The organism is Arthrobacter sp. ok909, from assembly GCF_900104405.1.
GTDB lineage: Bacteria > Actinomycetota > Actinomycetes > Actinomycetales > Micrococcaceae > Arthrobacter > Arthrobacter humicola.
The window spans coordinates 20,141-46,286 of sequence record NZ_FNJS01000003.1 but is presented as its reverse complement, the minus strand read 5'-3'; the positions used below and the strand labels follow the sequence as shown (position 1 = coordinate 46,286).

Below are 26,146 nucleotides of genomic sequence, written 5' to 3'. Positions count from 1 at the left end.
CTAGGCCGCGACGGCGGCCCGGCTCCGGACGAACGCCTGAACGCAGGCCTCGACGTCTTCGTCGCTGTGCGCGGCGGAGAGCTGGACGCGGATGCGGGCCGCGCCCTTGGGCACCACCGGGTAGCTGAATGCCGTGACGAAGACGCCGTTGTGGAGCATAGCGTCGGCCACCTTGGCCGCCATGACGGCGTCGCCGAACATGACCGGAACAATCGCGTGTTCACCGGGGAGAAGTTCGAAGCCTTCCTCGCTCATGCGGTTGCGGAACAGTTCCGCGTTGGCGAAGAGCTTGGTGCGCAGTTCACCGGAGTTCTCCACGAGGTCCAGTGCCTTGAGCGTGGCCGCGACGATGGCCGGGGCCAGCGAGTTGGAGAACAGGTAAGGGCGGGCCTTCTGGCGGAGCATGGCGATGACCTCGCGGCGCCCGGAGACGTAGCCGCCGGAGGCGCCGCCGAGGGCTTTGCCGAAAGTTCCCGTGTAGATGTCCACGCGGTCCGAGACGCCGGCGTGTTCGGGGGTGCCCGCACCGGAGGCGCCCATGAAGCCCACCGCGTGGGAGTCGTCCACCATGACCATGGCGTCGTACTTTTCGGCGAGGTCGCAGATCGCTTCGAGCGGGGCCAGGAAGCCGTCCATCGAGAAGACGCCGTCCGTGACGATGATCTTGCGGCGGGCCGGGTTCTCCTGTGTGGTGGCCTCGACCAGCTTCGATTCGAGGTCCGCCATGTCCTGGTTGGCGTAGCGGAAGCGCTGGGCCTTGCAGAGCCGGATGCCATCGATGATGGACGCGTGGTTCAGGGCGTCGGAGATGACGGCGTCCTCCGGGCCGAAGAGGGATTCGAAGACTCCGCCGTTGGCGTCGAAACAGCTGGAGAACAGGATGGTGTCCTCGGTTCCGAGGAACGTCGAGACACGCTTTTCCAGGTTCAGGTGCAGGTCCTGGGTGCCGCAGATGAAGCGGACGCTGGCCATGCCGAAGCCGCGCTCGTCCATCGCGGCCTTGGCGGCGGCGATGATCTCCGGGTGGTCCGCGAGGCCGAGGTAGTTGTTGGCGCAGAAGTTCAGGACGTCCGCGCTGGACTCCCCGATCTGCCCGGCTTTGATGTGGTTGGCCTGCGGCGAGTCGATGTGCCGCTCGGTCTTGAACAGTCCGGCGCTGCGGATCTCGTCGAGTTCGTGCTGCAGCTGGTCCTTGATGGTCGAATACATGGGTTGGCTCCTCAGCTGGTTGGATGCGGGGGCGAAATGCTGGTTCGGAAAGGGGCGCCTGGAAAGCGGCGGCCCGGAGAGGGCGGCCTAGAAGACGGTCCAGTCAAGGACCACTTTGCCCCCGACGCCGGCGCGGGCAACCTCGAAGCCTTTTTCCCAGTCGGTGGCGGGCAGCGAGTCGGTGACGACGGCGGAAATGTTGGCGTGCAGGACCGGGTTGGAGGAGAGCATGGCGCTCATCGCGTACCAGGTCTCGAACATTTCGCGGCCGTAGATGCCCTTCATGGTCAGCATGTGCGTGACCACCTTGCCCCAGTCGATGTCGATGGACTGGCTGGGCAGTCCCAGCATTGCGATCCGGCCGCCGTGGTTCATGTTGTCGATCATCTCAGGCAGCGCGGTGGGGTGTCCCGACATTTCCATGCCGATGTCAAAGCCTTCGCGCATCCCGAGTTCGCGCTGGGCGTCCTTGACCCGCATTTTCGAGACGTCGATCGCGAGGTCGACGCCGAGCTTCCGGGCCAGTTCCAGCCGGGGAGCGGAGACGTCGGTGATGGCGATCTTGCGGGCGCCGGCGTGCCGGGCGACGGCGATGGCCATGAGCCCGATGGGCCCGGCGCCGGTGATCAGGACGTCCTCGCCGACCAGCGGGAAGCTCAGGGCGGTGTGGACGGCGTTGCCGAAGGGGTCGAAGATGGCGCCCAGTTCCGGGGTGACGGAGGGATCCTGGTGGACCCAGACGTTGGTCTCGGGGATCACCACGTACTCGGCGAAGGCGCCGTCGCGCTGGACGCCGACGCTGACGGTGTTGATGCACATCTGCTTGCGGCCGGCGCGGCAGTTGCGGCAGATTCCGCACACGATGTGGCCCTCGCCGGAGACACGGTCCCCCACTTTGACGTCCAGGACGTCCTCGCCGATCTCCACGACCTCGCCGTAGAACTCGTGGCCGGCGATCAACGGGGCGTTGATGATGCCCTGCGCCCAGGCGTCCCAGGACTGGATGTGCAGGTCCGTGCCGCAGATGCCGGTGGTCATGACCCGGATCTTGACGTCACCCGGGCCGGCCTCGGGCTCCGGGCGGTCGACGAGTTCGAATCCTGCGTGGGCACCGGCCTTGTAGAGAGCCTTCATGGACTTTCCTAACTGTGTTTTGCTCCGCGTGTAGTGCCCCGCCCGGTCTATTCCGCTGTGCGGCGCGGGCATGTGGGACAACTCACCCCATTAGACCCACCGAAAAAGCATTAGCACAACCGAATTCTTCTCAATCGACGATTTAGAAGTTGCTGTTGCATAGAATGGCTGGCATGGAAATCCACCAGCTGGAGATGTTGCGTGAGCTCGGCGCCCTGGGCAGCGTCAAGGCCGTCGCCGAAACCCTCCTCGTGACGCCCTCGGCCGTGTCCCAGCAGCTGGCCGCGCTGCAGAAGACCGTGGAGGTTCCGCTGACCCGCAAGGAGGGCCGGAACCTGGTGCTGACGGAGGCCGGACAGGTGCTCGCGGACGCCGGGGCCGCCGTCGTGAGCGCGATGGCGGACGCGAAGATGGCGATCGGCGCCTATCACGGCTCGCCCGTCGCGCCGGTGACGCTCAGCGGTTTCCACAGCGCCGGGCAGGCGCTCTTCGCGCCGCTGGCCCGGCTCCTGGACGCACCCGGACAGCCGCGGATCCTACTTTCGGACGAGGACGTGGCCCAGCAGGATTTCCCGGCCCTGACGGCGCGCTATGACCTTGTGCTGGCGCACCGGATGGATCACAGCCCGCGGTGGCCCGAGGAGCGCGTCGCGGTGATCCCGCTCGCGCATGAGCCGCTGGACGTCGCGCTGCCGGCCGGGCACCGGCTGGCCGGCCAGCGCGCGGTGACGGCGGACGACGTCGTCAGCGAACCGTGGGTGACCAGCCGCGCCGGCTACTCCCCCGCCGACGTGCTGTCCGCCGTCGCGGCCGTCTCCAGCCGGGAGCTGAATATTGTGCACCGGATCAACGACTATTCGACCGTGGCGGCTCTCGTCGCGGCCGGCGGCGTGATCGGCCTGCTGCCCCGGTACACGGCGCGGCCCGTGCTGAATCCGGGCATCGTGCTGCGGCCGCTGGAAGGCATCAGCACCCGGCGCAGGATCGATGTCCTCGCCAGGCCGGAGAACCTTAAACGCACATCGGTCATGATGGTCTGCGAAGCACTGCAGACCATCATGACCGAACTGGTCACCTGATTCGTCCGCTTAACCCAAGTAGCTCGCAGTTGTGGCCGTTTTGAGCGCTCAAAACGGCCACAACTGCGAGCCAGTTGGGCAGGGCGGGGGCGCTTAGCCTTCGACGCCGAGGCGCTGAAGGATCAGTTCGCGGACGCGGCCGGCGTCGGCCTGCCCGCGGGTGGCCTTCATGACGCCGCCGACGATCGCACCGATCGCCTGGACCTTGCCGCCGCGGATCTTGTCCGCGACGTCGGGCTGCGCGGCGAGGGCCGCGTCAATGGCTTCGAGCAGGGGGCCGTCGTCGGAGACCACGGCGAGGCCGCGCTTTTCAACGATCTCCGCCGGGGTGCCTTCGCCAGCAAGCACGCCGTCGAGGACCTCGGAGGCCATCTTGTTGTTGATCTTGCCCTCTTCCACCATCTTGTTCAGTTCCACGATGGTGGCCGGGTTGACGCCGAGCTGGCCGGGATCGACGTCGGCGTTCTTGGCGCGCCCCACGATCTCGCCCATCCACCACTTGCGGGCCACCGTGGGGGTGGCGCCGGCGGCGATGGTTTCCTCGATCTCGTCCATGACGCCGGCGTTGACGACGTCGCGGAACTCCAGGTCGGAGTAGCCCCAGTCGGCCTGCAGGCGCTTGCGGCGGGCGGCCGGCGGCTCGGGCAGCGTGGCGCGCAGCTCCTCGACCCACTCGCGGGACGCGGTGATCGGGACGAGGTCCGGTTCCGGGAAGTAGCGGTAGTCGTCGGCGTCGGACTTGGCCCGGCCCGAGGTCGTGGTCCGGGTGTCCTCGTGCCAGTGCCGGGTTTCCTGGATGACCGGCTCCCCGGAATCCAGGACGGCGGCGTGGCGCTGGATCTCGTAGCGGACAGCGTGTTCGACGGCGCGCAGCGAGTTGACGTTCTTGGTCTCGGAGCGGATGCCGAAGCGTTCGCGGCCGTGCGGGCGCAGCGAGACGTTGGCGTCGCAGCGGACATTGCCGCGTTCCATCTTGGCGTCCGAGACGCCCAGGTTCTTGACGATCTCGCGGACGGCGGCCACATAGGCCTTGGCGAGTTCGGGCGCGCGGCTGCCGGCGCCCTCGATCGGCTTGGTGACGATCTCGACGAGCGGCACACCGGAGCGGTTGTAGTCCACCAGGGAGTAGTCCGCGCCCTGGATGCGGCCGGTGGCGCCCCCCATGTGGGTCAGCTTGCCGGCGTCCTCTTCCATGTGGGCGCGCTCGATTTCGACGCGGAAGACGGTGCCGTCGGAGAGCTCGATGTCCAGGTAGCCGTCGTACGCGATGGGCTCGTCGTACTGGGAGGTCTGGAAGTTCTTCGGGGTGTCCGGGTAGAAGTAGTTCTTCCGGGCGAAGCGGCAGGTCTCGGCGATCTTGCAGTTCAGCGCGAGGCCGATCTTGATCGAGGATTCGATCGCGGTCTTGTTGACCACGGGCAGGACGCCGGGCATGCCGAGGTCCACCTCGTTGACGTTGGTGTTGGGCTCGTCGCCGAAGACGTTGGGCGCGGAGGAGAACATCTTGGTCTTGGTGTTGAGTTCCACGTGGACCTCGAACCCCAGGACGGGATCGTACTTCTCCATGGCCTCTTCGAAGCTCAGGGTTGCGTCAGTCATTAGTGTGAACCTCCGTGGCTCGCGGGGGCGCCAGCAGCAACCGCCGGTGCTGAATCAGTCGGTGAGGGGGCCGTCAGGGAGGGGGCACGGTCCAGGAGCGGGCCGCCCCACTGCGCCTCGAGCAGGGACTCCAGCACGGCGCCGACGCGGTACAGCCGGGCGTCCTGGCGGGCCGGGGCCAGCAGCTGGATGCCGACGGGCAGTCCGTCCTCGTCGGCCAGGCCGCCGGGCAGGGAGAGCCCGGGGACGCCGGCCATGTTGGCGGGGATGGTGGCGACGTCGTTGAGGTACATTGCGAGCGGGTCGTTGAGCTTTTCACCCAGTTTGAAGGCCGTGGTGGGGGCCGTCGGGGAAATCAGCACGTCGACCTTGGCGAACGCGGCCTCGAAGTCGCGCTGGATCAGGGTGCGGACCTTCTGGGCCGAGCCGTAGTAGGCGTCGTAGTAGCCGGCGCTCAGCGCGTAGGTGCCCAGGATGATGCGGCGCTTGACCTCGTCGCCGAAGCCGGCGGCGCGGGTGGCGCCCATGACGCGTTCGATGGTCAGCGGTCCCTCTTCGGGAAGGACGCGCAGGCCGTACCGGACGCCGTCGAACTTGGCCAGGTTGGAGGAGGCCTCGGAGGGCATGATCAGGTAGTAGGCGCCTAGGGCGTATTTGAAGTTGGGGCAGGAGACCTCGACGATCTCGGCGCCGGCTCCCCTGAGCAGCTCGAGGGACTCGTTGAAGCGGTTCTCGACGCCGGCCTGGTAGCCCTCGCCGTGGAGTTCCTTGATGATGCCGATCTTCATGCCCTGGACGTTGCCGGTCCGGGCCGCGGCCACGAGGTCTTCAAGCGGGTCCGGCAGGGAGGTGGAGTCGCGGGGATCGTGGCCGCCGATCACCTGGTGCAGCAGGGCCGAGTCCAGCACGGTGCGGGAGACCGGGCCGATCTGGTCCAGCGAGGAGGCCATGGCGATGGCGCCGTAGCGGGAGACACCGCCGTAGGTGGGCTTGACGCCGACGGTGCCGGTGACGGCGCCGGGCTGGCGGATGGATCCGCCGGTGTCCGTGCCGAGGGCCAGCGGGGCTTCGAAGGCCGCGACGGCGGCAGCGGAACCGCCGCCGGAACCGCCGGGGATGCGGTCCAGGTCCCACGGATTGTGGGTGGGGCCGTACGCGGAGTGCTCGGTGGAGGAGCCCATGGCGAATTCGTCCAGGTTGGTCTTGCCCAGGATCGGCATCTTGGCGGCGCGCAGGCGCTCCACGACGGTGGCGTCGTAGGGGCTGTACCAGCCTTCGAGGATCTTCGAGCCGGCTGTGGTGGGCTGGCCGATGGTGACGATGAGGTCCTTGACGGCGATCGGCACGCCGGCGAGGGCGTGCAGTTCCTCGGCGGCGGCGCCTCCCGCGGCGCGGATCGCGTCCACTTCGGCGGCGACGGCAAGGGCTTCCTCCGTGTTGACGTGCAGGAAGGCGTGGACCTTGCCGTCGACGGCGGCGATCCGGTCCAGGTAAGCCTGGGTGACCTCGACGGAGGTGACTTCGCGGGCGGCCAGCTTGTCGGCGAGCGCGGCGGCGGAGAGGCGGATCAGTTCGTTGTTCTCAGTCATGCTCTTAGTCCTCATCCAGGATTGCCGGGACCTTGAAGCGGCCTTCGTACGCGTCGGGGGCACCGGAGAGGGATTGCTCGGCGGTGAACGTGTGCCCCACGACGTCCTCGCGGAACACGTTGGTCAGCGGAATCGGGTGCGACGTGGCCGGGACGTCATCACCGGCAGCTTCACTGACGGACTTCACTGATTCGACGATGACGGCGAGTTCGCCGGCCATCCTGTCGAGCTCTTCGGCACTCATCTCGATGTGCGCGAGTTGCGCGAGATGCGCGACGTCGTCGCGGTTGATCGCAGCCATGGATCTCCCCTGCAAGTAAAGGATTATTTTCCGTCCCAGTCTACGTGGGTTGAACGGTTGCCACCGTCCGCCGCCAGGCCGGCTGTGGCCGCCTATCGGCGGCGGGCCGGACGATCCTCCGCGTGCTCGCTCGTTCATCGCTTAGACGCACGCTTCCGGATGCCCGTCCCGTCGCCGATGTGCCGCGCTCACCTTCGGCGATCGCGGGCTCTCCCTCACCACACGAGGAGGCAGGGTGCGGAAAATCTTCCGCACCCTGCCTCCTTTAGTTTTCTTTGGGGGTCAGCCGATGCCGATGGCTCCGGTGAGGACTCCTACGCCGAGCATGACCAGGGAGATGACGGCCGTGCGCCAGAGGACTTTCTTGTGGTGTTCGCCGAGGTCGACCTTGGCCAGGGAGACCAGGAGCAGGATGGCCGGGACCAGGGGGCTCTGCAGGTGGAAGGGCTGTCCGGTGATGGAAGCACGGGCCATTTCGGCGGCGCTGATGCCGTAGTGGGCTGCCGTTTCGCTGAGGACCGGCAGGACGCCGAAGTAGAAGGCATCATTGCTCATGAAGAACGTCATCGGGATGCTCAGGACGCCGGTGATGACGGCCATGAGCGGTCCCATGTCCGCAGGAATGATCTGGACCAGCCAGGTGGACATGGCCTTGACCATGCCGGTGCCGTTGAGGACGCCGGTCAGGACCGCGGCGGCCATGACCATGCTGACGACGGCGACGATCGACGGTGCGTGCGCGATCAGCTGGGCGCTCTGGTCCTTGACCTTGGGGAAATTGACCAGCAGGGCGATGGCCGAGCCGACCATGAACACGAACGGCAGCGGCACGAGGTCCGCGACCAGCAGGACCATGATCGCGACCGTCAGGCCCAGGTTGAACCACTGGAGCTTGGGGCGCAGGGTAGGACGGTTGGGGTCCAGGGCGGTGTCCGCCATGGCCGAGTCGCGCTCGTCCACGAGGTCCTCGGCGCGCTCCAGGACGGCGACGGAGGAACCTCCGGTTGCAGGGCTTCCGACGGCGGTAGTTCCGCCGGCGGGGCCGGACACCTTTCGGCCGAAGCCGAAGCGGCCGGTGCCGCCGCGGGAGGTGCCGGCGTCGGGCATCCGGGCGTCCCCGGTGCCCCAGATTTCCGGGGCGACGGCGCGGAGGCGGTTGCGCTCCTGCAGGCCCAGCAGCCAGGCGAAGGCGAACACGACCACCAGGCCGGCGATGAGGGAGGGGATCATCGGGACGAAGACCTCGGACACGCTGATCTTCAGGGCGGAGGCGGCGCGGGCCGTGGGACCGCCCCAGGGCAGGATGTTCATGGTCCCGTTGGCCAGGCCGGCCACGCAGGTCAGTACCACCGGGCTCATCTTGAGCCGCAGGTAGACCGGGAGCATCGCCGCGGTGGTGAGGATGAAGGTGGTGGAGCCGTCGCCGTCGAGCGACACCGCGGCGGCCAGGATGGCCGTGCCGAGGACCACCTTGGCGGGGTCGTTGCCGAGCTTGCGCAGGATGAACCGGACCAGCGGGTCAAAGAGGCCGACGTCGATCATCAGGCCGAAGTAGATGATGGCGAACATCAGCAGCGCGGCCGTGGATGTCATGGACTTCATGGAGTCCAGCACCATGGGGCCGATGCCGAGGCCCGCGCCGGCGAAAAGTCCGAAAATCGTGGGAACGATGATGAGCGCCAAAACAGGCGTCAACTTCTTCGTCATGATCAGCACCATGAATACCGCAATCATGGCGAATCCTAGTAATACCAGCACGGCCGGCTCCTTCTTCATTGAATGACACCACTCCGGTGTGATGCGCACTACAGACGTTAGAGTGGGATCCGTCACGGCTGGGTCTTTGGCTCAATTGATTGGCATACTGCTTATTGGATGCATTTTGCGCATTTTGCTCACGTCCGAACCGGTCCGTACGAACACCCAGGCAGGAGCCCGATGAAGCGCCGCACAGCCCTGCCTGCCCTGCGCTTTTCCACCCAGACGCTGATCCTGCAGCTCGGTGTCGTGGCGCTGGTGGTGCTCCTGAGCAGCGCCGTCCATGCCTGGCTCACCTACAACCGGCTGGGGCGCGAGGCGGAGAACCAGGCGCTGACCCTGGCCCGGACCGTCGCTTCGGACCCGACCGTGCGGGCAGAGGTCCAGTCCATCAGCGCCCTTCCCGCTGCTCCCCCGGCGGCCGAACTGCTGGCCGGGCCGCTCATGGCTGCCGCGGAGGGTGCCCGCACCCGCACCGGGGCGCTGTTCGTGGTCATTACGGACGAGACCGGCATCCGCCTGGCGCACCCGGATGCGGAACGGCTGGGCGAGAAAGTGAGCACCGACCCCTCCGAAGCCCTCGCCGGCAAGGAGGTCACCACCCGGAACACGGGCACGCTGGGGCCCTCCGCCGGCGCCAAGGTCCCGGTGTTCGCCCCGGAGTCCACGGCCGTGGTGGGTGAGGTGAGCGTGGGCTACTCGACCGAAACGATCAGCCAGAGCCTGGCCCGGGACATCGCTCCCATCGCCGCCACGGCCGCCGGGGCGCTGCTGGCCGGGGTACTGGCGTCCTTCCTGCTCCGGCGCCGGCTTCAGCGGCTCACGCTCGGGCTGGAGCCTGAGGAAATCAGCACCCTCGTGCACGACCAGGTGGCGGTACTGCAGGGGGTCGACGACGGCGTGATCGGCGTTGCGGCCGATGACCGGGTCAGTGTCTTCAACGCCGCCGCCCAGCGGCTGCTCGGTGTTCCCGACCTCTCCGGCACCGCCTGGGGTACCGCGCCGGTGCCGGCCCAGCTGAAGGCCCTGACCCGGGCCGACGCGGCCGAGGGCGACGCCGTGGAACTCGTGGCCGGCGGCCGGGTACTGGTGGCCAGCGCGCGCAAGGCCCTGCACGGTCGCGAGGACCTGGGCTGGGTGGTGATGCTGCGGGACCGGACCGAACTCCAGCAGCTGACCCGGCAGCTCGACGCCGTCGGGACGATGTCCGCGGCCCTGCGGGCGCAGCGCCACGAGTTCGCCAACCAGCTGCACACGATCGCCGGCTTCATGAGCATCGGCAAGCCCCAGCAGGCCCGGGACTATCTGGCCAGACTGGCAGCCACCGGGCCGCTGACCTTCCCGGTGGACCAGGCCGAGCTGCTCCAGGACCCGTATCTGCAGGCCTTCCTCGGCGCCAAGGGTGTTGAGGCGGACGAGCGCGGCGTGAGTCTTCGGCTCGGCCCGGAATCGGTGGTCCGCGGCCGCGTCGCTGAGCCGCAGGATGTCACCACCGTCCTGGGGAACCTGATCGACAACGCCGTGAATGCCGCCGTCGCCGGTTCCGCGCCCGAGCGCTGGGTGGAAGTGGAAGTGCTGGACGAACCCGGCGTCAACGGCGGCGCCGGCACCCTTCACATTGTCGTCGCGGATTCCGGCGACGGCCTGGGACCGGGGGTTGCGGCCGCAGGGGCCGAGGCTGTGTTCACGGAAGGCTATACGACGTCGGAACGGCCGGCGCGGGCGGGCGCCGGGCAGGGGCTGGGGCTCGCGTTGTCCCGGCAGCTCGCGCGCCGGCGCGGCGGCGACGTCCGGGTGCTGGACCCCGGCTCCCCCGGCGGCCCGGGCGCCGTGTTCGTCGCCACCCTGCCAGGGACAACAGAACCAACCGGAAAGGACACCGATGCCTGAGGATGTCAGGGTGCTGATTGTCGACGACGATTTCCACGTCGCCAAGCTGCACGCCGCCTATGTGGATTCCGTGGCCGGTTTCCTCGCGCTGCCGCCGGCCGGTTCGGCGTCGCAGGCGCTGCAGGCCATCCACAGCCTGCGCCCGGACCTGGTGCTGCTGGACGTCTACCTGCCGGATGCTTCCGGGCTGGACCTGCTGCACCAGCTGGACGTGGACACCGTGATCCTCAGCGCGGCCTCGGACACGGCCTCGCTCCGGCTCGCCTTCCGCCGCGGCGCCCTGGGCTACCTGCTCAAGCCCTTCACGGCCGAGGCCCTGTCCCAGCAGCTGCGCTCGTATGCCCGTTACCGCCGTATCCTGGCCCAGCCGGGATCCGTCAACCAGGAGACCGTGGAACGCGCCAAGCGGGCCCTGATCGCGGGCGACGTCGCCCCCTCCGCGCGGCCCCGGTCCGCCACCGAGGCCGCGGTGCTCGAATCCCTGGTTCCCGGTGAGCAGTATTCGGCCGCCGACGTCGCTGCCCGGGTGGGGGTGTCACGTGCGACCGCCCAGCGGTACCTGTCCTCGCTCGCGGACGACGGCGCCGTGGACATCCAGCTGCGCTACGGCACCACCGGCAGGCCCGAGCACCGCTACGGACTCCCCGCGGGAACCGGCCACTAGCCCTCCGCAAAGCAACGCGGCGTCACTTACGGCCCATCACGACCGCCCCGATGGACCGTGAGCGACCCCGCGGTGGTTCTAGCCGGTGTCCGCCCGGCCCCGTTCTGCGGCCGCCTGTTCCGCCTCGACTGCCCTGTGGATGTTGCCGTGGATCTTGTCCGCCCCGATGAGTTCGATCACGCCGTCGCGTTCCAGGATGGCCCGGACCGCCGGCTTCAGGCGGGTGAGGCGCAGACTGACGCCGGCGTCCCGGGCCAGGATGACGACGTCCGCCATCTTTGCCGCGCCCTGAGAGTCCACGAAGTTGATCCCGCCGCAGTCGATCACGATCCCGGTCAGTTCCGGTTTTGCATGGATGACGTCGCGCAGGCGATCCTCCAGGGCGTCGGCGGTTGCGAAGAACAGGCCGCCGTCGAACCGGATCACGGCCACGCCGGGGAGGATCTCGTCGCCGGGGTGCCCGTCGGCTTCGCGGAAGACCTGGGTGCCCGGTTCCCGGCCAAGAGCCGGCATCGCCGGGTGGGTGGCGACCGCGACCAGCCAGATCAGCGAGAGTCCGATGCCGATGATGACCCCCGCGAGTACGCCGAACACCAGGGTTCCGAGGATCGCAGCGATCGCGATCCAGAAGTCCACCTTTTGTACCCGGGCAAGCCGCCGCATCTCCGGCACGTTCATCATGCCCATGACGACGGCCTCGATGATCAGAGCCGCCAGAACGGGCTTGGGCAGGTTGGAAAAGAGCGGCGCCAGGATCAGCAGTGTAAGCAGGACGGTGACACCCGAGGTGAGGGAGGCGAGCCCGGTCTTCGCCCCGGAGTGGTCGTTCAGCGAGCTCGCTGAGAGGCTGGTCGAGACCGGCATGCCCTGGAACACGCCCGCGGCCAGGTTGGAGAGTGACTGCGCCGTCGATTCCTGGTTGATGTCGATCTGGTAGCGGTGCTTGGCGGCGAACGCGCGCGCATCACCCGCGGTCTGGGAGAAGCCGATCAGGACCAACGCCACCGCGGCGACCGCAACCGTGCCCGCGTGGTCCCACATGAGCTGGCCGTCCGGGATCTTCAGCGCCGGCAGCCCCCGGGGGACGTCACCCACCAGCGCCACGCCCTTGGCGCCGAGATCAAACAATGCCGCCGCGAGCAGTCCGCCCACCACAAGCACCAGGGCGCCGGGGACCTTGGGAGCGATTGCCTTGAGCCCAAAGACGACGGCCAGCGCAATCACGCCGACGATCACCGTCGCCTGGTGCGCCTCGCCGAGCGTCCCCAGCCATGACCACAGTTCCTGGATCGGATTGGAACCGGTGACCTCGGTCCCGGTGAGCTTGGGGAGCTCCCCGATCACGACGTCGATCGCCGCACCGAATAGGAAGCCGGTAACCACGGCCCGGGAGAGGAACTGCGCGATCCAGCCCATCTTGAGGACGGCAAGGAGCAGGAACAGGACCCCCGAGGCAAGGGTGATACCGGCGACGAACGAGGCGATATCGACGCCGTTGGTAATGCCTGCGGCGAGCACGGCGCTCGCGGCCACCGCCGCCAGTCCCGAGCTGGGACCCATCGAAATTTGCCGGCAGCTGCCGAAGATCCCGTACATGAGCGCACCCGCCGCAGCCGCGTACAGGCCGTTCTGCAGCGGAATCCCCGCGATGCCGGCGTACCCCAGGTTCTTCGGGACAATCAGGGCTGCGACGGTGACGCCGGCGATCAGATCGCCACGCAGCCACGCCCGGTCATAGGAACGAAGCTGGCCGAAAATGGGGACCCGGCTGGGGCCCTGTCCGTGTGCCCTGGTCATGCGCCAGTCTTACCCCAAGTCCGGCCGTTCCGCCAGAGCTCCGCCCGGCCCGGGCACCGGCAAGGCTTCTAGCTGGCGCTCTTCTGGGCGACGAGTTCGATCTCGACGAGCATCTTCGGGTCCAGGAACGGCAGCACGTGGACCAGGGAGAGCGTCGGGCGGATGTCGCCGAAGACCTCGCCGTGGGCGCGGCCGGCCTCTTCCCACTTGCTGATGTCCGTCAGGTACAGCTTGGACTGCACCACGTCCTCAAAGGCGAAGCCGGCCTCGGCCAGCACTGCCCCGAGCTTCTGCAGGATGTAGCTGGTCTGGGTGTAGAAGTCCTCGCCCACGATGCCGTCCTCGCCGCTGGCGGCGGTGGCGGAGATGTAGAGGGTGTTGTCCACCTGGACGGCCCGGGAATAGCCGAGCGTCTGTTCCCAGGTGGAGCCGGTGCCGAAGGTTTTGCGCATGGGGTGCCTTTCGCAGTTGCCGCAGGGATCGGCACAACTCTAGGGCGGATGGCCGGCAGGCCGATAAAACGCGCGCCTTTGTGTCAGAGGGCCTGGCGGTAGACGAGCAGTTTGATGTCCGTGCCCGGCACCAGCCAGTCACGGTCCGGTGCCCGGACGAAGCCGGTTTTGCGGTAGAGGCCGTGGGCGCTTTCCCAACTGATGCCGGTGGTGAGGGCCACGGCGTGGATTCCCGGCAGGGACCTGGCGTGTTCGATGATGGCGTGGACCATGGCCTTGCCGGCGCCGCTGCGCTGGACAGCAGGGTCCACCACGAGCATGCGGAACTCGAGCTCGTCGCTCCGGGCGATGTCCGCATAGGGCTCCCCCGCGACCGCCAGCGTCACGGATCCGAGGATGCGGCCGTCCCGCTCGGCCACCCAGATCGTCGCGTCCGCCGCCCGCGTGGCGACGTCTTGGATCTGCCGCATATAGGGGTGGTCGGCGCTCTCAAAGTAGCCCGCCGCCAGGTAGGCGTCCCGGGTGATGCGCGCTATGGCGTCGAAGTCGGCCGGAACGGCGGGGCGAATGAGGATCTGCGAAGGCACCTGTCAATGGTACGGGCGGCCGACGCCGGCAACGTGCGCACGGGCCGTTTCCGTGACTGAACTATCACTATTGCCGGGACCGGGCGTGATGAGCACCCGTCAGAGCGGAAACTTACCGGAGAGTTCCAGCGAACCGGCACACGTCCAGGCCGCCAGACGCTCGTCGTCGGACGGACCGCCGGCCAGCGGGCTGGTGAGCCGAGGCCGCCGCACCCAGCAGCCGGCCTCCTCCGCGATCAGCGCACCGGCGGCGAAGTCGTGCTCGTTGAGCCCGCGTTCGCCGTAGGCGTCGTGGGTGCCGTCCGCCACGAGGCAGAGGTCCAGCGCCGCCGAGCCCAGGCGTCGCATGTCCGCGAAGCCGTCCATCAGGCCGCCCAGGCCGCCGGCCTGTTCCGCCCGGACCCCGGCATCGTAGCTGAAGCCCGTCGCAAGGATCTGTCCGGTGCGCCCGGGGACGGGGCCGAGCAGGGCGGTCCGCCGGCCCTGCTCCTCGAGCCAGGCCCCTTCGCCCCGGGAGGCGAAGTAGGTGCGGCCCAGCGCCGGGGCGCTGACGACGCCGGCCAGCCAGACGCCGTCGGGGTCGGCCACCGCGACGGAGGTGGCGTAGTAGACGATGTTGCGGATGAAATTGGTGGTGCCGTCGAGGGGATCGATGGACCAGCGGTAGCCGCTGGGCTCCGCCGGCAGAACAGTCCCGCCTTCCTCCCCCGTGATGATGTCGTGCGGCCGGGCGGCGGTGATGACGTCCCGGACGGCGGCTTCGGCGGCGAGGTCGAAGGCCGTCACCCAGTCTCCCGAGTCGCCCTTGTTGCTGACGTCGAGGGCGGCGGCCTTTCGGGTGGCCAGGACCGCGGCACCCGCGGCTGCGGCCGATTTGGCCAGTTCCAGCAGCGCCACGGTGCCGGGCTCGGCCTCGGTCGGGACGGAGGGGTGGGAGCTCATTGAGCCGCCGCCGCGTCGACGCCAGGGGCGGCGCCGTCGTCGTCGTCCATGTCGCGGCCCGAGTCAAGGTCCGTGTCGCTGTCGGCCGCACCGGCCGGGCCGTTGGCCAGCAGGGCCCGGAAGCCGTCCTCGTCCAGGACCGGGACACCGAGCTGTTCCGCCTTGTCCAGTTTGGTGCCTGCGTTGTCGCCGGCCACCACGTAGCTGGTGTTCTTGGAGACCGAGCCGGCCGCCTTCCCGCCACGGATCAGGATGGCCTCCTTGGCCTCGTCCCGGCTGAATCCCTCGAGGCTTCCGGTAACCACGACGGTCAGCCCCTCCAGGGTCCGGGGTGTGGACTCGTCGCGCTCGTCGGCCATCCGGACGCCGGCGGTGGCCCAGCGGTCCACGATGTCGCGGTGCCAGTCCTCGGCGAACCATTCGGTCAATGCCTGGGCAATCACCGGTCCCACGCCGTCCACGCTGGCGAGCTCTTCCTCGGTGGCCTGCCGGATGGCGTCCATGCTGCCGAACGCGGTGGCCAAGGCGCGGGAGGCGCGCGGGCCGACGTGCCGGATGGACAGCGCCACCAGGACGCGCCACAGCGGCTGGGACTTCGCCTTCTCAAGTTCGCGGAAGAGCTTGTCCGTGGTGGCCGTGGGCTTGGACGGGGTCTTGGTGGTGGCCTTGGTGTAGAAGTAGGGCACGAGTTCGAATTCGCCCGTTGCCACGCCTTTGGAGCGCTTCTCCCGGCGGACGCGGACGTCCGCGAGCTGCTCCGGGGTGAGCTCGAACAGGGTCGCCTCGGTGGTCAGCGGCGGCGTTTCGGGCTCGGCTGGCTGGGTCAGGGCGATCGCGGCTTCCCAGCCGAGGGCCTCAATGTCGAAGGCGCCGCGGCCGGCGAGGTGGAAGACGCGTTCACGCAGCTGCGCCGGGCAGGATCGGGAGTTGGGGCAGCGGATGTCCACGTCCCCTTCCTTCCCGGGGGCCAGCGGCGTGCCGCAGGCCGGGCATTCGGTGGGCATGATGAAGTCGCGGACGGGCGGGTCCTGCTGGTCCCGGAGCGCCAGGACCGGGCCCACAATTTCCGGAATGACATCTCCGGCTTTGCGCAGCACCACGATGTCGCCGATCTTAACGCCTTTGGCCTTGACCACTTCCTGGTTGTGCAGGGTGGCCATTTCCACGGTGGAGCCGGCGACCTTGACCGGTTCCATGATCCCGTAGGGGGTGACCCGGCCGGTGCGGCCGACGTTGACGGCGATGTCCAGCAGCTTGGTGTGCACTTCCTCGGGCGGGTACTTGTACGCGACGGCCCAGCGCGGCACGCGGGAGGTGTAGCCCAGGGCGCGCTGCGTGGCGAAGTCGTCGACCTTGACCACAATGCCGTCGATCTCGTGCGTCAGGCTATGGCGTTTGTCGCCGTAGCGCTTGATGAAGTCCAGCACGTCCTGCAGCCCGGCGAGGACCTCGAAGTACGGGCTGGTGGGCAGGCCCCATTCGGCCAACTGGCGGTAGGTGTCTGACTGGCTGACAGTCTGGAGTCCCTCGCGGGCGCCGATGCCGTGGACGTACATCCGCAGCGGCCGCTTGGCGGTTTCCGCCGGGTCCTTCTGCCGCAGCGAACCGGCGGCGGCGTTGCGCGGGTTGGCCAGCGGCGCCTTGCCGGCCTCGATCAGGGCCTCGTTGAACTCCGCGAAGGCCTTGGACGGAATGAAGACTTCACCGCGGACTTCCATTTCCGCCGGGAAGCCCGTGCCGCTGAGCTGCTGCGGGATTTCCTTGATGGTCAGGACGTTGTGCGTGATGTCCTCGCCGGTGGTGCCGTCGCCGCGGGTGGCGGCCCGGACCAGCATGCCGTCGCGGTAGAGCAGGTTGACGGCCAGGCCATCGATCTTCAGTTCGGTGAGCCACACCGGCGGGTTGCCGCCGTTGCCGATCCTGACGATGGACGCCTCGGCCTTGGCAATCCACGCCTCAAGCTCCTCGAGGGAAAAGACGTCTTCCAGGCTGTACATGCGCTGCAGGTGTTCGACGGCGGCAAACGCGGCGGACACCTCGCCGCCCACTTCCTGCGTGGGCGAATCGTTGGCCACAAGCTCCGGATGCATGGCCTCGAGGGTTTCCAGCCGCCGGTAGAGTTCGTCAAACTCGGCGTCGGAGATGATCGGCGCGTCCTCCTGGTAGTACGCAAAACGATGTTTGCGGACTTCCTCCACGAGGTCTTCGTACTCCGCGCGGACATCCCCGGACGGGACCTGCTCCCCCTCGGGACGTTCAGGATCCGTGACGTGCCCCTGGGCTTCGTCGGCTGCTTTTTCAGTCTCTGCTGCGGTCTTTCCTGTGCTCACAGACCTATCCTGCCCTAGATCATTGCCATTGTCCGATCAGCAGTCTGTCCGGGCGGCAGCCCGCCGGTCAGACGGGCGCATCCCCGTCGGCGGTCCGGGCATCGACCACAATCGCGGTGACGTTGTCCCGTCCGCCGCTCCGCAGGGCGGCCTGGATCAGTTCCTCGACCGCCGTCTGGGGATCCGGCTCGGATCCAAGGATGCCGGCAATCCGATCGTCGCTCAGTTCCCCGTTGAGCCCGTCCGAGCACACCAGCATTCGGTCACCGTCCTCGAGCGGAATCAGCCAGTAGTCGGCCTCGGATTCGTCTCCGGTGCCCAGCGCGCGGGTCACCACATGCCGGCGGGGATGGACAGCGGCCTCGGCTTCTGTGATCTGGCCGGCGGCCACCAGTTCCTGCACTTCAGAGTGGTCCACGCTGACTTGGGTGAGGCCGCCGTGGCTGTACCGGTAGGTGCGGGAATCACCGATGTTCAGGACCAGCCAGTACGGGCCGTCCGGCTGCTCCACCACTATGACGCCGGAGAGCGTGGTTCCGGCGCGGGAGTCCGTGGCCTGGCGGATGCCCTCGTCGGCTATGAGCAGATAGTCCTGGACGAGGCCTGCCGTTGCGTCCCGGCTGCCGGTCTTCACCTGCGGAAGCTCCGCCAGGGTGCGCACGCAGATGCTGCTGGCGACTTCGCCTGCCTCGTGGCCGCCCATGCCGTCGGCCACCGCGAAGACGGGCTCGGCGGCAATGAAGGAGTCTTCGTTCATCTCACGGCGCAGGCCCCGGTCCGTGCCGCACCCCCAGCGCAGGCGCGGTCCCCGCGCCCCGACCGAAGCGGGAAGCGGGGCATCTGAGGTTGGGTTCATGGCCGTCCTAGCTGAAGTGGTGCTCGCGAAAGTTGGCGGCGGTCACACACCCGGCCGGATGGCAGCTGCCGGTCCGACTATTGCATATGCGCCGCACAACTGAGAAGCCCGTGCCCTTAGTCCTGCGCGTGGCGGGTGATCGACGCTGCGCGTAGTCCTGCGGTCAGTCCAGGACGAGGCCGCGGCCGCTGCCGGGCTGCAGCTGTACCGGGTGGATTTCGCCGAAGCCGCGGACGTCCTCGGCCGGGCGGGGCACCAGGACGAAGCGTTCGTCGTCGTCCAGGGCGGCCGCGGTCATGGAATCCACCAGCACGGTGCCGGGATCGGCGAGGGCGGTCAGGCGTGCGGCGAGATTGACGGTGGGTCCGTAGATGTCGCCCAGGCGGGACAGGATGCGGCCCCAGACCATCGCCACGCGGGCCTGCGGCAGGATCTCGTCCTCCGTGAAGGCACGGGACAGGGCCAGCGAAATCTCGGCGCCAGCCGCCGGTGTTTCGGCGATGTAGAGGACTTCGTCACCCACCGTCTTGACCAGCCGGCCGCCGCCGACGGAGATGATCTCGGCGCACTTGTTCTCGAAGCGCTGCACCAGCTGGGCGAGCGTCTTCTCATTCATCCGCCGGGACAGGCTGGTGTAGGACACGAGGTCCGCGAAACCTACGGCCCGCGCCAGGGGCAGCGGCGCGTCGTCCTCGTCTCCTTCGCGGCCCTCTTCGCTGGACTGCAGCCCGGCCTCGGCCCGGACCGCCAGGCGCTGGACGCCGGCGTTGAGCTGGCGGCGCCAGGAGTACACGAGCATCTCCTCAAGGGCGTCAATGAGGTTCGGAAGCTCGCTGACAAGGCGCTTGCGGGCGACGGCATCCGGCACTCCCTGCTTCTGGACCATGTCCTCGACGAGGGCCTCGATCTGCCACACCACCATCCGGTCCGTCATCTGGCCGATGGCCCGCGTGATGGAAATGGCGGCTTCCTCCGTGAGCTTGCCGGCACGCACCAGATCCACGATCGTGGACAGGGCGGACTGGTCGCGTTCGGTGAACGCGACGTCTTCATCACCGAGGTTGGGAAAGCCGAGCGCGCGCCAGAGTTTCCGGGCGGACAGCAGGGAGAGCCCGGCACCGGCGGCGACTTCACGGCGTTTGAGCTTGCGTTCGCCGCCCAGCAGACGGGCTTCCAGGGCCTTGGCGGCGAGCCGTTCGGCGGACATGGTTCCGGTGGGCGGAGCGACGGGTTCAGCGGCATCGGACGCGGCCGGTTCGGCGGCCGGGTCAACGTGCGCGCTGGCATCGGCGCTGGCGTCGGCGTCGGCAGGCTCTACGACGGCGGGAGCGTCGTCGATGCCGGCGGCACCAAGTCCGGAGCCGGCGTCGCGGGTGGCCTCAGTCGTTGGCGCCGGGGTGACGGCCGCCGGCTCCGAGATGACGTCTTCGGGCTCCCGGGGCAAATCCGGGGCGGCGAGGTCGGTGTCCTGGTGGACGTTCTCAGCGTTCATCTCTTCCACCTTCTCTCATCTCCCACGGCAAGTCCTCGCCCGGGTTGTTCGTCGTGCCCTCGGCCCCGAAGGCGTCGCCCCTGGGGAGATCGCCGATGGCGTCAAGAATGAAGCTTCGGAATGTCGCGACCTCTGGAACGTCGGGAACCATGGTTCCCAAGGGGTACCCGGTCTCCAAGGATATATTCCCGGAGCGCAATAGGCGCTGCAACAACGATTGCTCAATGGCCACATGGCGGACGGCGGCGAGCGGGATCTGCTGATCGCGCCGCCGTAACATGCCGTAGCGGGTAACTAAGCGCCGGCTGGTCAGGATGTAGCGCGTGGCCTGCCATGTGATGACCCTCGGGAGGCAATAACCGAGCAGCACCCACGCCGCCAGCCCCAGGCACACGGCGATCAGCCAGGGTGTCCATTCCTTGGGGATGAGGGGCACAAGCTTCGCCGGGCCGCCCTTGACGACCCAGGCGCAGGCGTAGGCGGCCAGTGCCGGAACCACAACGAACAACAGCGCCGGGACAATCAGCATCCTGGGCTGGGGCCGGGTTACAACAATCACTTGCTCACCCGGCAGGAGCACTTTACGCATAACCGCTTTCTGCTCCGCCGCGGCCTTCTCCGCCCTGTCCGTCTGCTGCGGCCGGGGTCCACGGCCTCAAGTGCACGACGTCCCCGGCGGTCACCACATGTTCATGGCCCGTCGCGTCAACCACCAGGAGTGAACCGTATTCGTCCAGGCGCGTGGCGTGGCCGATGATCTCGTGGTCGCCGGGCAGCTGGGCGCGGACCTGCTTGCCGAGGGTCGTCAGCAGGTGTTCCACCCTCTTGTGCAGCGAAGGGCCGCCGGCCATCCCGGCGGCGGGGTCGCCGTCGGCGTTGCAGAAGCTGCGGTACAAGGTGGCGAAGCGGGACAGGTAGCTCTTCAGGAGTTCCGTCCGGTCCACTGTGTCCGGGTTCTCCAGCAGCACGGACGTGGCGGTGGGCACCGGGAGTTCCGGCTCCGTGAGGGTGACGTTCAGGCCGGTGCCGAGGATGACCGGCGGCGTGCCGACGCCGCCGAGCGGGCCAAGCTGGGCCAGGATTCCGGCGATCTTCTTACCGCGCACCAGGACGTCGTTGGGCCACTTGAGTTCCGCGGGAATGCCCGCGGTTTCCGTCAGGGCTTCCCGCAGGGCAAGGGCGGCGAGCAGGGAGAGCCACGAGTAGCTGTGGGTCGGCAGCGGCCGGCCGGTCGAGTTGACCGGACGCAGCACGAGCGAGACGGAGACGGAGCTGCGGGCCGGGGCCTCCCAGTGCCGGTCGAGCCGGCCGCGCGCAGCGGTCTGGTATTCGGCGGTGAGCACCGACAGGTCCGGCCAGGCGCCGGGATCCTCGGTCACGCCGCGGAGGAGATCGGCGTTGGTGGAGCCGGTGGACTCCACCACTGTCAGGCGCGGAATCCCGTTGGCGGACAGGAAAGCCTCATCGCTCAGGGCGTTGAGGTCCAGCGGCGGACGGTCCGGGGTTTCCTGCACGGCTTCCATCCTTGAATCCTACCGAGGAAAGCGCGCCCCGGCTCCGGCGGCGTTGATTCACGTACCTCCGCGGGTACTCCCCACCTTTGGCCGGCGCAGCCGGCGTGTCGGCGCGACACGCCGGAGATTCCCGGCGTCGGGTCCGCGAACGAGGGGAAATTCCGCGGGGCATGCCGCCGAAAACACTCAGCAAGCTCAGAGGAAGATGTCCGGGGCCAGCCTGTCCTCCGGCGCGCCGAGGCTGTAGGGACTGAAGTCGGTCACGCCGGCCGCCGCGAGGACCTGCTCGTCGGTGTAGAAGTTGCCGCTGCGGCTGCCGTTCGCGGGGACCGCGTTGCTGCCGGTCAGCACGGCGTGTGCGGCATCGGCCATGATTTCGGGGCCGCGGGCGCCCTTGACGATCATGTCGCCGCCGGGCATGTTGCGGATGGCCGCGGTGTCGATCAAGGTGCACGGCCAGAGGGAGTTCACGCGGATGCCGTCGACCTTGAGCTCCTCGGCCAGGCCCAGGGTGGTCAGGCTCATGCCGTATTTGGCCATGGTGTAGGCCAGGTGCATGCCGGCCCACTTGGGGTCCAGGTTCAAGGGCGGGGAGAGCGTCAGGATGTTCCCGGCGTCGGAGGCCCGCAGGGCGGGGAGGGCAAGCTTGGAGAGCAGGAAGGTGCCCCGGACGTTGATGTCCTGCATGAGGTCGTAGCGCTTCATGTCCACGGCGTCGGTGGTGGAGAGGTCGATCGCCGAGGCGTTGTTGACGACGACATCGATCCCGCCGAAGCGGTCCACGGCCGCGCCGACGGCGCCGGCAACGTCGGCGTCGTTGCGGACATCGCCCACCAGCGGCAACGCCCGGCCGCCGGCAGCTTCAATCTGTTCGGCGGCAGTGTAGACCGTGCCCTCCAGCTTGGCGTGGGGCTGGCCGGTCTTGGCCATCAGGACGATGTTGGCGCCGTCCCGGGCCGCGCGGAGCGCGATGGCCAGCCCGATGCCGCGGCTGCCCCCGGAGATGAGGATGGTGCGGTCCTGAAGGGAACCGGCGGCCTGATACGGCCCTGCAGCGGCGCCCGAAGCATCATTGCTTGAAGTCATGAGCCCACTCTAGCCGACCATTGTTACTGGCGGGTAACAAGGAGATGCGGGAGCGTTGCGGCGCGAAAATTGTAGGTTCCCTACAGCGGCACCGGCCAATACCGTCACTAGACTTGCCAGCAGAGCCCTGCTTTTGTGGAATCCGACCAAAGGACGCCGCGAGCCGGGCACCGAACAACCTAGCGACAGAGCCGGAGACACTTGATGAGCCACGATCTGACCACGACTGCGGGAAAGCTTGCAGATTTCCGCGACCGCCAGGCCCGTGCCGAGCAGCCCTCCGGCCCGGAGGCGGTGGTCAAGCAGCACGCACGCGGCAAGAAAACCGCCCGCGAGCGCATCGACCTCCTGCTGGATGCCGGCTCGTTCGTCGAGTTCGACGCGTTGGCCGTGCACCGCTCCACCGCGTTCGGCATGGAGAAGAAGAAGCCGCTGGGTGACGGCCTCGTCTCCGGCTACGGCACGGTTGACGGCCGCCCGGTGGCCGTTTACAGCCAGGACTTCTCCGTCTACGGCGGATCGCTGAGCCAGGTCAACGGCGAGAAGATCGTCAAGGTCCAGGAATTCGCACTGCGCAACGGCTGCCCGGTGGTCGGCATCCTCGACGGCGGCGGTGCCCGCATCCAGGAGGGCGTCGCCTCCCTGGCCATGTTCGCGGATATCTTCCGCAACAACGTCCACGCGTCCGGCGTCGTCCCGCAGATCTCGCTCATCATGGGTCCCTCCGCCGGCGGTGCGGCCTACTCCCCCGCCCTGACTGACTACGTGGTCATGGTGGACAAGACCTCGCACATGTTCATCACCGGCCCGGACGTCATCAAGACCGTCACGGGCGAGGACGTGGACATGGAGACCCTGGGCGGCGCGCGCCAGCACAACGCCAACACCGGCACCTCGACCTACCTGGCCTCCGACGAGGCCGACGCTGTGGAGTTCGTCCGCGAACTGCTGGACTTCCTGCCTTCCAACAACCTCGCCGAAGCCCCGGTGCTCGAACACCAGCAGGAGCTGGAGATCGACGACGACGACCTCGCCCTGGACCTGCTCATCCCGGACTCGGCCAACCAGCCCTACGACATGCGCAAGGTCATCGAGCAGATCGTGGACGACGCCCACTTCCTGGAGATGCAGTCCCTCTACGCCCCGAACGTGATCATCGGCTACGGCCGGGTGGAGGGCCACACGGTCGGCATCGTTGCCAACCAGCCCATGCAGTTCGCCGGCACCCTGGATATCGCCGCGTCGGAAAAGGCCGCCCGCTTCGTCCGGCACTGCGACGCCTTCAACATCCCCATCATCACCCTGGTCGACGTCCCGGGCTTCCTGCCCGGCAAGGACCAGGAGTTCCAGGGCATCATCCGTCGCGGCGCGAAGCTGCTCTACGCCTACGCCGAAGCCACCGTGCCCAAGCTGACCGTCATCACCCGCAAGGCCTACGGCGGGGCCTACATCGTGATGGGCTCCAAGAAGCTCGGCGCGGACCTCAACCTCGCCTGGCCCACGGCCCAGATCGGCGTCATGGGCGCCCAGGGCGCGGTCAACATCCTGTACCGCCGCGAACTCGCCGCGGTGGCCGAGGCCGGCGGCGACGTCGAGGCCAAGCGTGCCGAGGTGATCCGCCAGTACGAGGAAGAGCTGCTCAACCCCTATCAGGCGGCCCAGCTGGGCTACGTGGACTCGGTCATTGCCCCGTCCGAGACCCGGGTGCAGATCATCAAGGGCCTCCGCGCGCTCCGGGACAAACGGGCCGCCCTGCCCGCCAAGAAGCACGGGAACATCCCGCTGTGACCCCCGTGCACGAACCCGCTGAACCGCTGGAACCGGCTGAACAGCCGGGCAGCGATGCGTCGCCGGCACTGCTTTCCGTCGTCAAGGGCGAGCCGACGCCGGAGGAGCTGGCGGCGCTGACCGCCGTCGTGCTGTCCATGGGGCAGGCCCCGCAGGCGGCACCGGAAGCTCCCGGCGTCCGGCACTGGGTCCGCCGGCAGCAGCTGCGGCTCGCACCCAAGCCGGGTCCGGACGCCTGGCGCCGCAGCCTCGGCTAAACGGCCCGGCTGGGCCGCCACCGAAAAAAGTTCAGCGAGTCTTTCATAACCACGACGGCCGGGCTAGTCTCGTCGGGTGACTACCGAAACCATAGCCTCAGACAACTCGGCCACCGCGCGCCAGCAGACCGCCATTGACGCCGTCGCCGACGCCTACACGGACACCCTCATCCGGCTTAACCCGAGCTTCGCTACCGAGCTCGGCCTGCCCGGGCACGAAACCGAATACCCGGACTTCTCACCCGCCGGACACGAGGAATTCGCGGCCGCGGCGCGCGAGGCACTCGCGGCCCTGGACGGTCTGGAGCCGGCGGACGACGTCGATGCCGTCACCCTCCACGCCATGCGGGAGCGGCTGGGCCTGCAGCTGGAAATCCACGAATCGGGCTGGGACGCGGCCGACCTGAACAACATCGCCTCGCCGTCGCAGGACATCCGCGCGATCTTCGACCTCATGCCGACGGATACAGCCGATCAATGGGACCACATCGCAGGCCGGGCCCACAACGTCCCCGCCGCGATCGACGGCTACATCGAATCGTTGCGTTCGGCGATGCAGGACGGCAAGGTGGCCGCAGCCCGCCAGGTATCGATCGTGATAGAGCAGGCCACCAAACACGCAGCCGAGGACGGCTTCTTCGCGAACCTCACGGCCGGCGCCACGACTGCGGACGGCCCGCTCCCGCCGGAACTGCAGTCCAAGCTCGACGCCGGCACGGCAGCCGCCCGGGTGGCCTACGCGCGGCTTGCGGGGTTCCTCGAGTCCGAACTCCTCCCCGTCGCCCCGGCCAAGGACGCCGTCGGGCGCAGCCGCTATGCGCTGGCCTCACGGTCCTTCCTCGGTGCCACCGTGGATCTGGAGGAAACCCACGCGTGGGGGGTGCAGGAACTGGACCGCCTGATCGCCGAACAGGAACGGGTGGCCGGGGAAATCCGGCCCGGCGCCACGGTCGAGGAAGCCAAGGAGATCCTGAACAACGATCCTGCCCGTCAACTCAAGGGCACCGACGCCCTCCAGGCCTGGATGCAAGAACTCTCCGACAAGGCCGTGGCGGAGCTCGCCGGCGTCCACTTCGAGATCCCGGACGTCATGAAGACGCTGGAGTGCAAGATCGCCCCCACCGATGAAGGCGGCATCTACTACACCGGCCCCTCGGAGGACTTCAGCCGGCCCGGCCGGATGTGGTGGTCCGTGCCGGCCGGTGAGGACACCTTCACTACCTGGGCCGAAACCACCACGGTCTACCACGAGGGCGTGCCCGGCCACCATCTGCAGGTCGCCACCGCCACCTACCGCCGTGAGCTGCTGAACAAGTGGCGCCGGAGCGTGTGCTGGACCTCGGGCCACGGCGAAGGCTGGGCCCTGTACGCGGAGAAGCTCATGCAGGAACTGGGCTACCTGAAGGATCCGGGCGACCACATGGGCATGCTCGACATGCAGCGCATGCGGGCCGCCCGCGTGGTGTTCGACATCGGAGTGCACCTGGAGTTGGAGGTGCCCGAGCGTTGGGGGTCGGGCACCTGGACCCCGGAGAAGGGCTTTGACTTCCTCCGCGCCAACCTGCCGATCAGCGAGGGGCAGCTGAAGTTCGAGTTCACCCGCTACCTCGGCTGGCCGGGACAGGCCCCCTCCTACAAGGTGGGCCAGCGGCTGTGGGAGCAGATCCGGGCCGAGCTTGAATCCCGCCCCGGCTTCGACCTCAAGGCGTTCCACACCAAGGCCCTGAACATCGGCTCGGTGGGCCTCGACACCCTCAAGCGCGCGCTGCTGGGGTAGGGCGGTTCCCGTCCCGGGGCCCCGCCAGAACGGATGCCTGCTCCC

22 protein-coding genes are annotated in these 26,146 nt (G+C 68.3%); 6 read left to right on the top strand and 16 right to left on the bottom strand.

Annotation, left to right across the window (positions count from 1 at the left end):
• On the bottom strand, positions 1–1,209 hold the full coding sequence (locus BLR03_RS03600) for a glycine C-acetyltransferase (protein WP_091249536.1): 1,209 nt from the start codon (positions 1,207–1,209) through the stop codon (positions 1–3).
• A gap of 87 nt (positions 1,210–1,296) precedes the next feature.
• Positions 1,297–2,343, bottom strand: a complete 1,047-nt coding sequence (gene tdh / locus BLR03_RS03595; protein ID WP_091249533.1) for an L-threonine 3-dehydrogenase — start codon at positions 2,341–2,343, stop codon at positions 1,297–1,299.
• A 173-nt stretch (positions 2,344–2,516) separates the two neighbouring features.
• Between tdh and BLR03_RS03590 the strand changes: the two genes are divergently transcribed.
• The gene (locus BLR03_RS03590; RefSeq protein ID WP_091249531.1) at positions 2,517–3,422 is read left to right on the top strand and encodes a LysR family transcriptional regulator; all 906 of its coding nucleotides are present in this window, start codon (positions 2,517–2,519) and stop codon (positions 3,420–3,422) included.
• Between the two features lie 93 nt (positions 3,423–3,515).
• On the opposite strand, the gene gatB is transcribed toward BLR03_RS03590, so the two are convergent.
• The 4 genes from gatB to BLR03_RS03570 form a co-directional block, all read right to left on the bottom strand.
• A complete protein-coding gene (gene gatB, locus BLR03_RS03585; protein ID WP_091249528.1) occupies positions 3,516–5,021 on the bottom strand; it encodes an Asp-tRNA(Asn)/Glu-tRNA(Gln) amidotransferase subunit GatB in 1,506 nt (501 codons plus the stop codon).
• A complete protein-coding gene (gene gatA, locus BLR03_RS03580) occupies positions 5,021–6,610 on the bottom strand; it encodes an Asp-tRNA(Asn)/Glu-tRNA(Gln) amidotransferase subunit GatA (RefSeq protein ID WP_091249526.1) in 1,590 nt (529 codons plus the stop codon). The genes gatB and gatA overlap by 1 nt, the downstream gene beginning before the upstream one ends.
• A 4-nt stretch (positions 6,611–6,614) precedes the next feature.
• Positions 6,615–6,911, bottom strand: a complete 297-nt coding sequence (gene gatC / locus BLR03_RS03575; protein WP_091249523.1) for an Asp-tRNA(Asn)/Glu-tRNA(Gln) amidotransferase subunit GatC — start codon at positions 6,909–6,911, stop codon at positions 6,615–6,617.
• A gap of 282 nt (positions 6,912–7,193) precedes the next feature.
• Entirely contained in the window at positions 7,194–8,669 is a 1,476-nt protein-coding gene (locus tag BLR03_RS03570; RefSeq protein WP_091249995.1) for a CitMHS family transporter, read from the bottom strand.
• A 180-nt stretch (positions 8,670–8,849) separates the two neighbouring features.
• Between BLR03_RS03570 and BLR03_RS03565 the strand changes: the two genes are divergently transcribed.
• Both BLR03_RS03565 and BLR03_RS03560 read left to right on the top strand, forming a co-directional pair.
• Positions 8,850–10,559, top strand: coding sequence for a sensor histidine kinase (locus BLR03_RS03565; RefSeq protein WP_175460402.1), 1,710 nt, complete (start codon positions 8,850–8,852; stop codon positions 10,557–10,559).
• Positions 10,552–11,223 (top strand): response regulator, encoded by a 672-nt coding sequence (locus BLR03_RS03560; RefSeq protein WP_091249521.1) that lies wholly within the window; start codon positions 10,552–10,554, stop codon positions 11,221–11,223. The genes BLR03_RS03565 and BLR03_RS03560 overlap by 8 nt, the downstream gene beginning before the upstream one ends.
• A gap of 78 nt (positions 11,224–11,301) precedes the next feature.
• Here the strand turns inward: BLR03_RS03560 and BLR03_RS03555 are convergent, their stop codons facing one another.
• The 10 genes from BLR03_RS03555 to BLR03_RS03510 form a co-directional block, all read right to left on the bottom strand.
• A complete protein-coding gene (locus tag BLR03_RS03555; RefSeq protein ID WP_091249518.1) occupies positions 11,302–13,020 on the bottom strand; it encodes a SulP family inorganic anion transporter in 1,719 nt (572 codons plus the stop codon).
• A 68-nt stretch (positions 13,021–13,088) separates the two neighbouring features.
• Positions 13,089–13,472, bottom strand: coding sequence for a RidA family protein (locus BLR03_RS03550; protein WP_091249516.1), 384 nt, complete (start codon positions 13,470–13,472; stop codon positions 13,089–13,091).
• Positions 13,473–13,555: 83 nt separating this feature from the next.
• Positions 13,556–14,059 (bottom strand): GNAT family N-acetyltransferase, encoded by a 504-nt coding sequence (locus BLR03_RS03545; protein WP_091249513.1) that lies wholly within the window; start codon positions 14,057–14,059, stop codon positions 13,556–13,558.
• A gap of 99 nt (positions 14,060–14,158) precedes the next feature.
• Entirely contained in the window at positions 14,159–15,001 is an 843-nt protein-coding gene (locus BLR03_RS03540; RefSeq protein WP_091249510.1) for an inositol monophosphatase family protein, read from the bottom strand.
• A complete protein-coding gene (ligA, locus tag BLR03_RS03535; protein ID WP_091249508.1) occupies positions 14,998–17,331 on the bottom strand; it encodes an NAD-dependent DNA ligase LigA in 2,334 nt (777 codons plus the stop codon). Before ligA ends, BLR03_RS03540 begins: the two co-directional genes overlap by 4 nt.
• A 67-nt stretch (positions 17,332–17,398) precedes the next feature.
• Positions 17,399–18,187: a PP2C family protein-serine/threonine phosphatase gene (locus BLR03_RS03530; RefSeq protein WP_091249505.1), complete on the bottom strand. Its 789-nt coding sequence runs from the start codon at positions 18,185–18,187 to the stop codon at positions 17,399–17,401.
• Between the two features lie 163 nt (positions 18,188–18,350).
• Positions 18,351–19,679 carry an adenylate/guanylate cyclase domain-containing protein gene (locus BLR03_RS03525; RefSeq protein WP_091249502.1) on the bottom strand — a complete coding sequence of 443 codons (1,329 nt, stop codon included), beginning with the start codon at positions 19,677–19,679 and terminating at the stop codon, positions 18,351–18,353.
• A complete protein-coding gene (locus tag BLR03_RS03520; protein ID WP_091249500.1) occupies positions 19,669–20,268 on the bottom strand; it encodes a PH domain-containing protein in 600 nt (199 codons plus the stop codon). The genes BLR03_RS03525 and BLR03_RS03520 overlap by 11 nt, the downstream gene beginning before the upstream one ends.
• Positions 20,261–21,202: a biotin--[acetyl-CoA-carboxylase] ligase gene (locus BLR03_RS03515; protein ID WP_091249498.1), complete on the bottom strand. Its 942-nt coding sequence runs from the start codon at positions 21,200–21,202 to the stop codon at positions 20,261–20,263. Before BLR03_RS03515 ends, BLR03_RS03520 begins: the two co-directional genes overlap by 8 nt.
• A 186-nt stretch (positions 21,203–21,388) precedes the next feature.
• Positions 21,389–22,279, bottom strand: a complete 891-nt coding sequence (locus BLR03_RS03510) for an SDR family oxidoreductase (RefSeq protein ID WP_091249495.1) — start codon at positions 22,277–22,279, stop codon at positions 21,389–21,391.
• 204 nt (positions 22,280–22,483) lie between these two features.
• Here BLR03_RS03510 and BLR03_RS03505 point away from each other — a divergent pair, with 204 nt between their 5' ends.
• The 3 genes from BLR03_RS03505 to BLR03_RS03495 all read left to right on the top strand — a co-directional run bounded on the left by BLR03_RS03505 (position 22,484) and on the right by BLR03_RS03495 (position 26,101).
• Positions 22,484–24,067: an acyl-CoA carboxylase subunit beta gene (locus BLR03_RS03505; protein ID WP_091249494.1), complete on the top strand. Its 1,584-nt coding sequence runs from the start codon at positions 22,484–22,486 to the stop codon at positions 24,065–24,067.
• A gap of 5 nt (positions 24,068–24,072) precedes the next feature.
• Positions 24,073–24,324 carry an acyl-CoA carboxylase subunit epsilon gene (locus tag BLR03_RS03500; protein WP_175460409.1) on the top strand — a complete coding sequence of 84 codons (252 nt, stop codon included), beginning with the start codon at positions 24,073–24,075 and terminating at the stop codon, positions 24,322–24,324.
• A gap of 91 nt (positions 24,325–24,415) precedes the next feature.
• On the top strand, positions 24,416–26,101 hold the full coding sequence (locus BLR03_RS03495; protein WP_091249987.1) for a DUF885 domain-containing protein: 1,686 nt from the start codon (positions 24,416–24,418) through the stop codon (positions 26,099–26,101).
• The last annotated feature ends 45 nt before the right edge of the window (positions 26,102–26,146 follow it).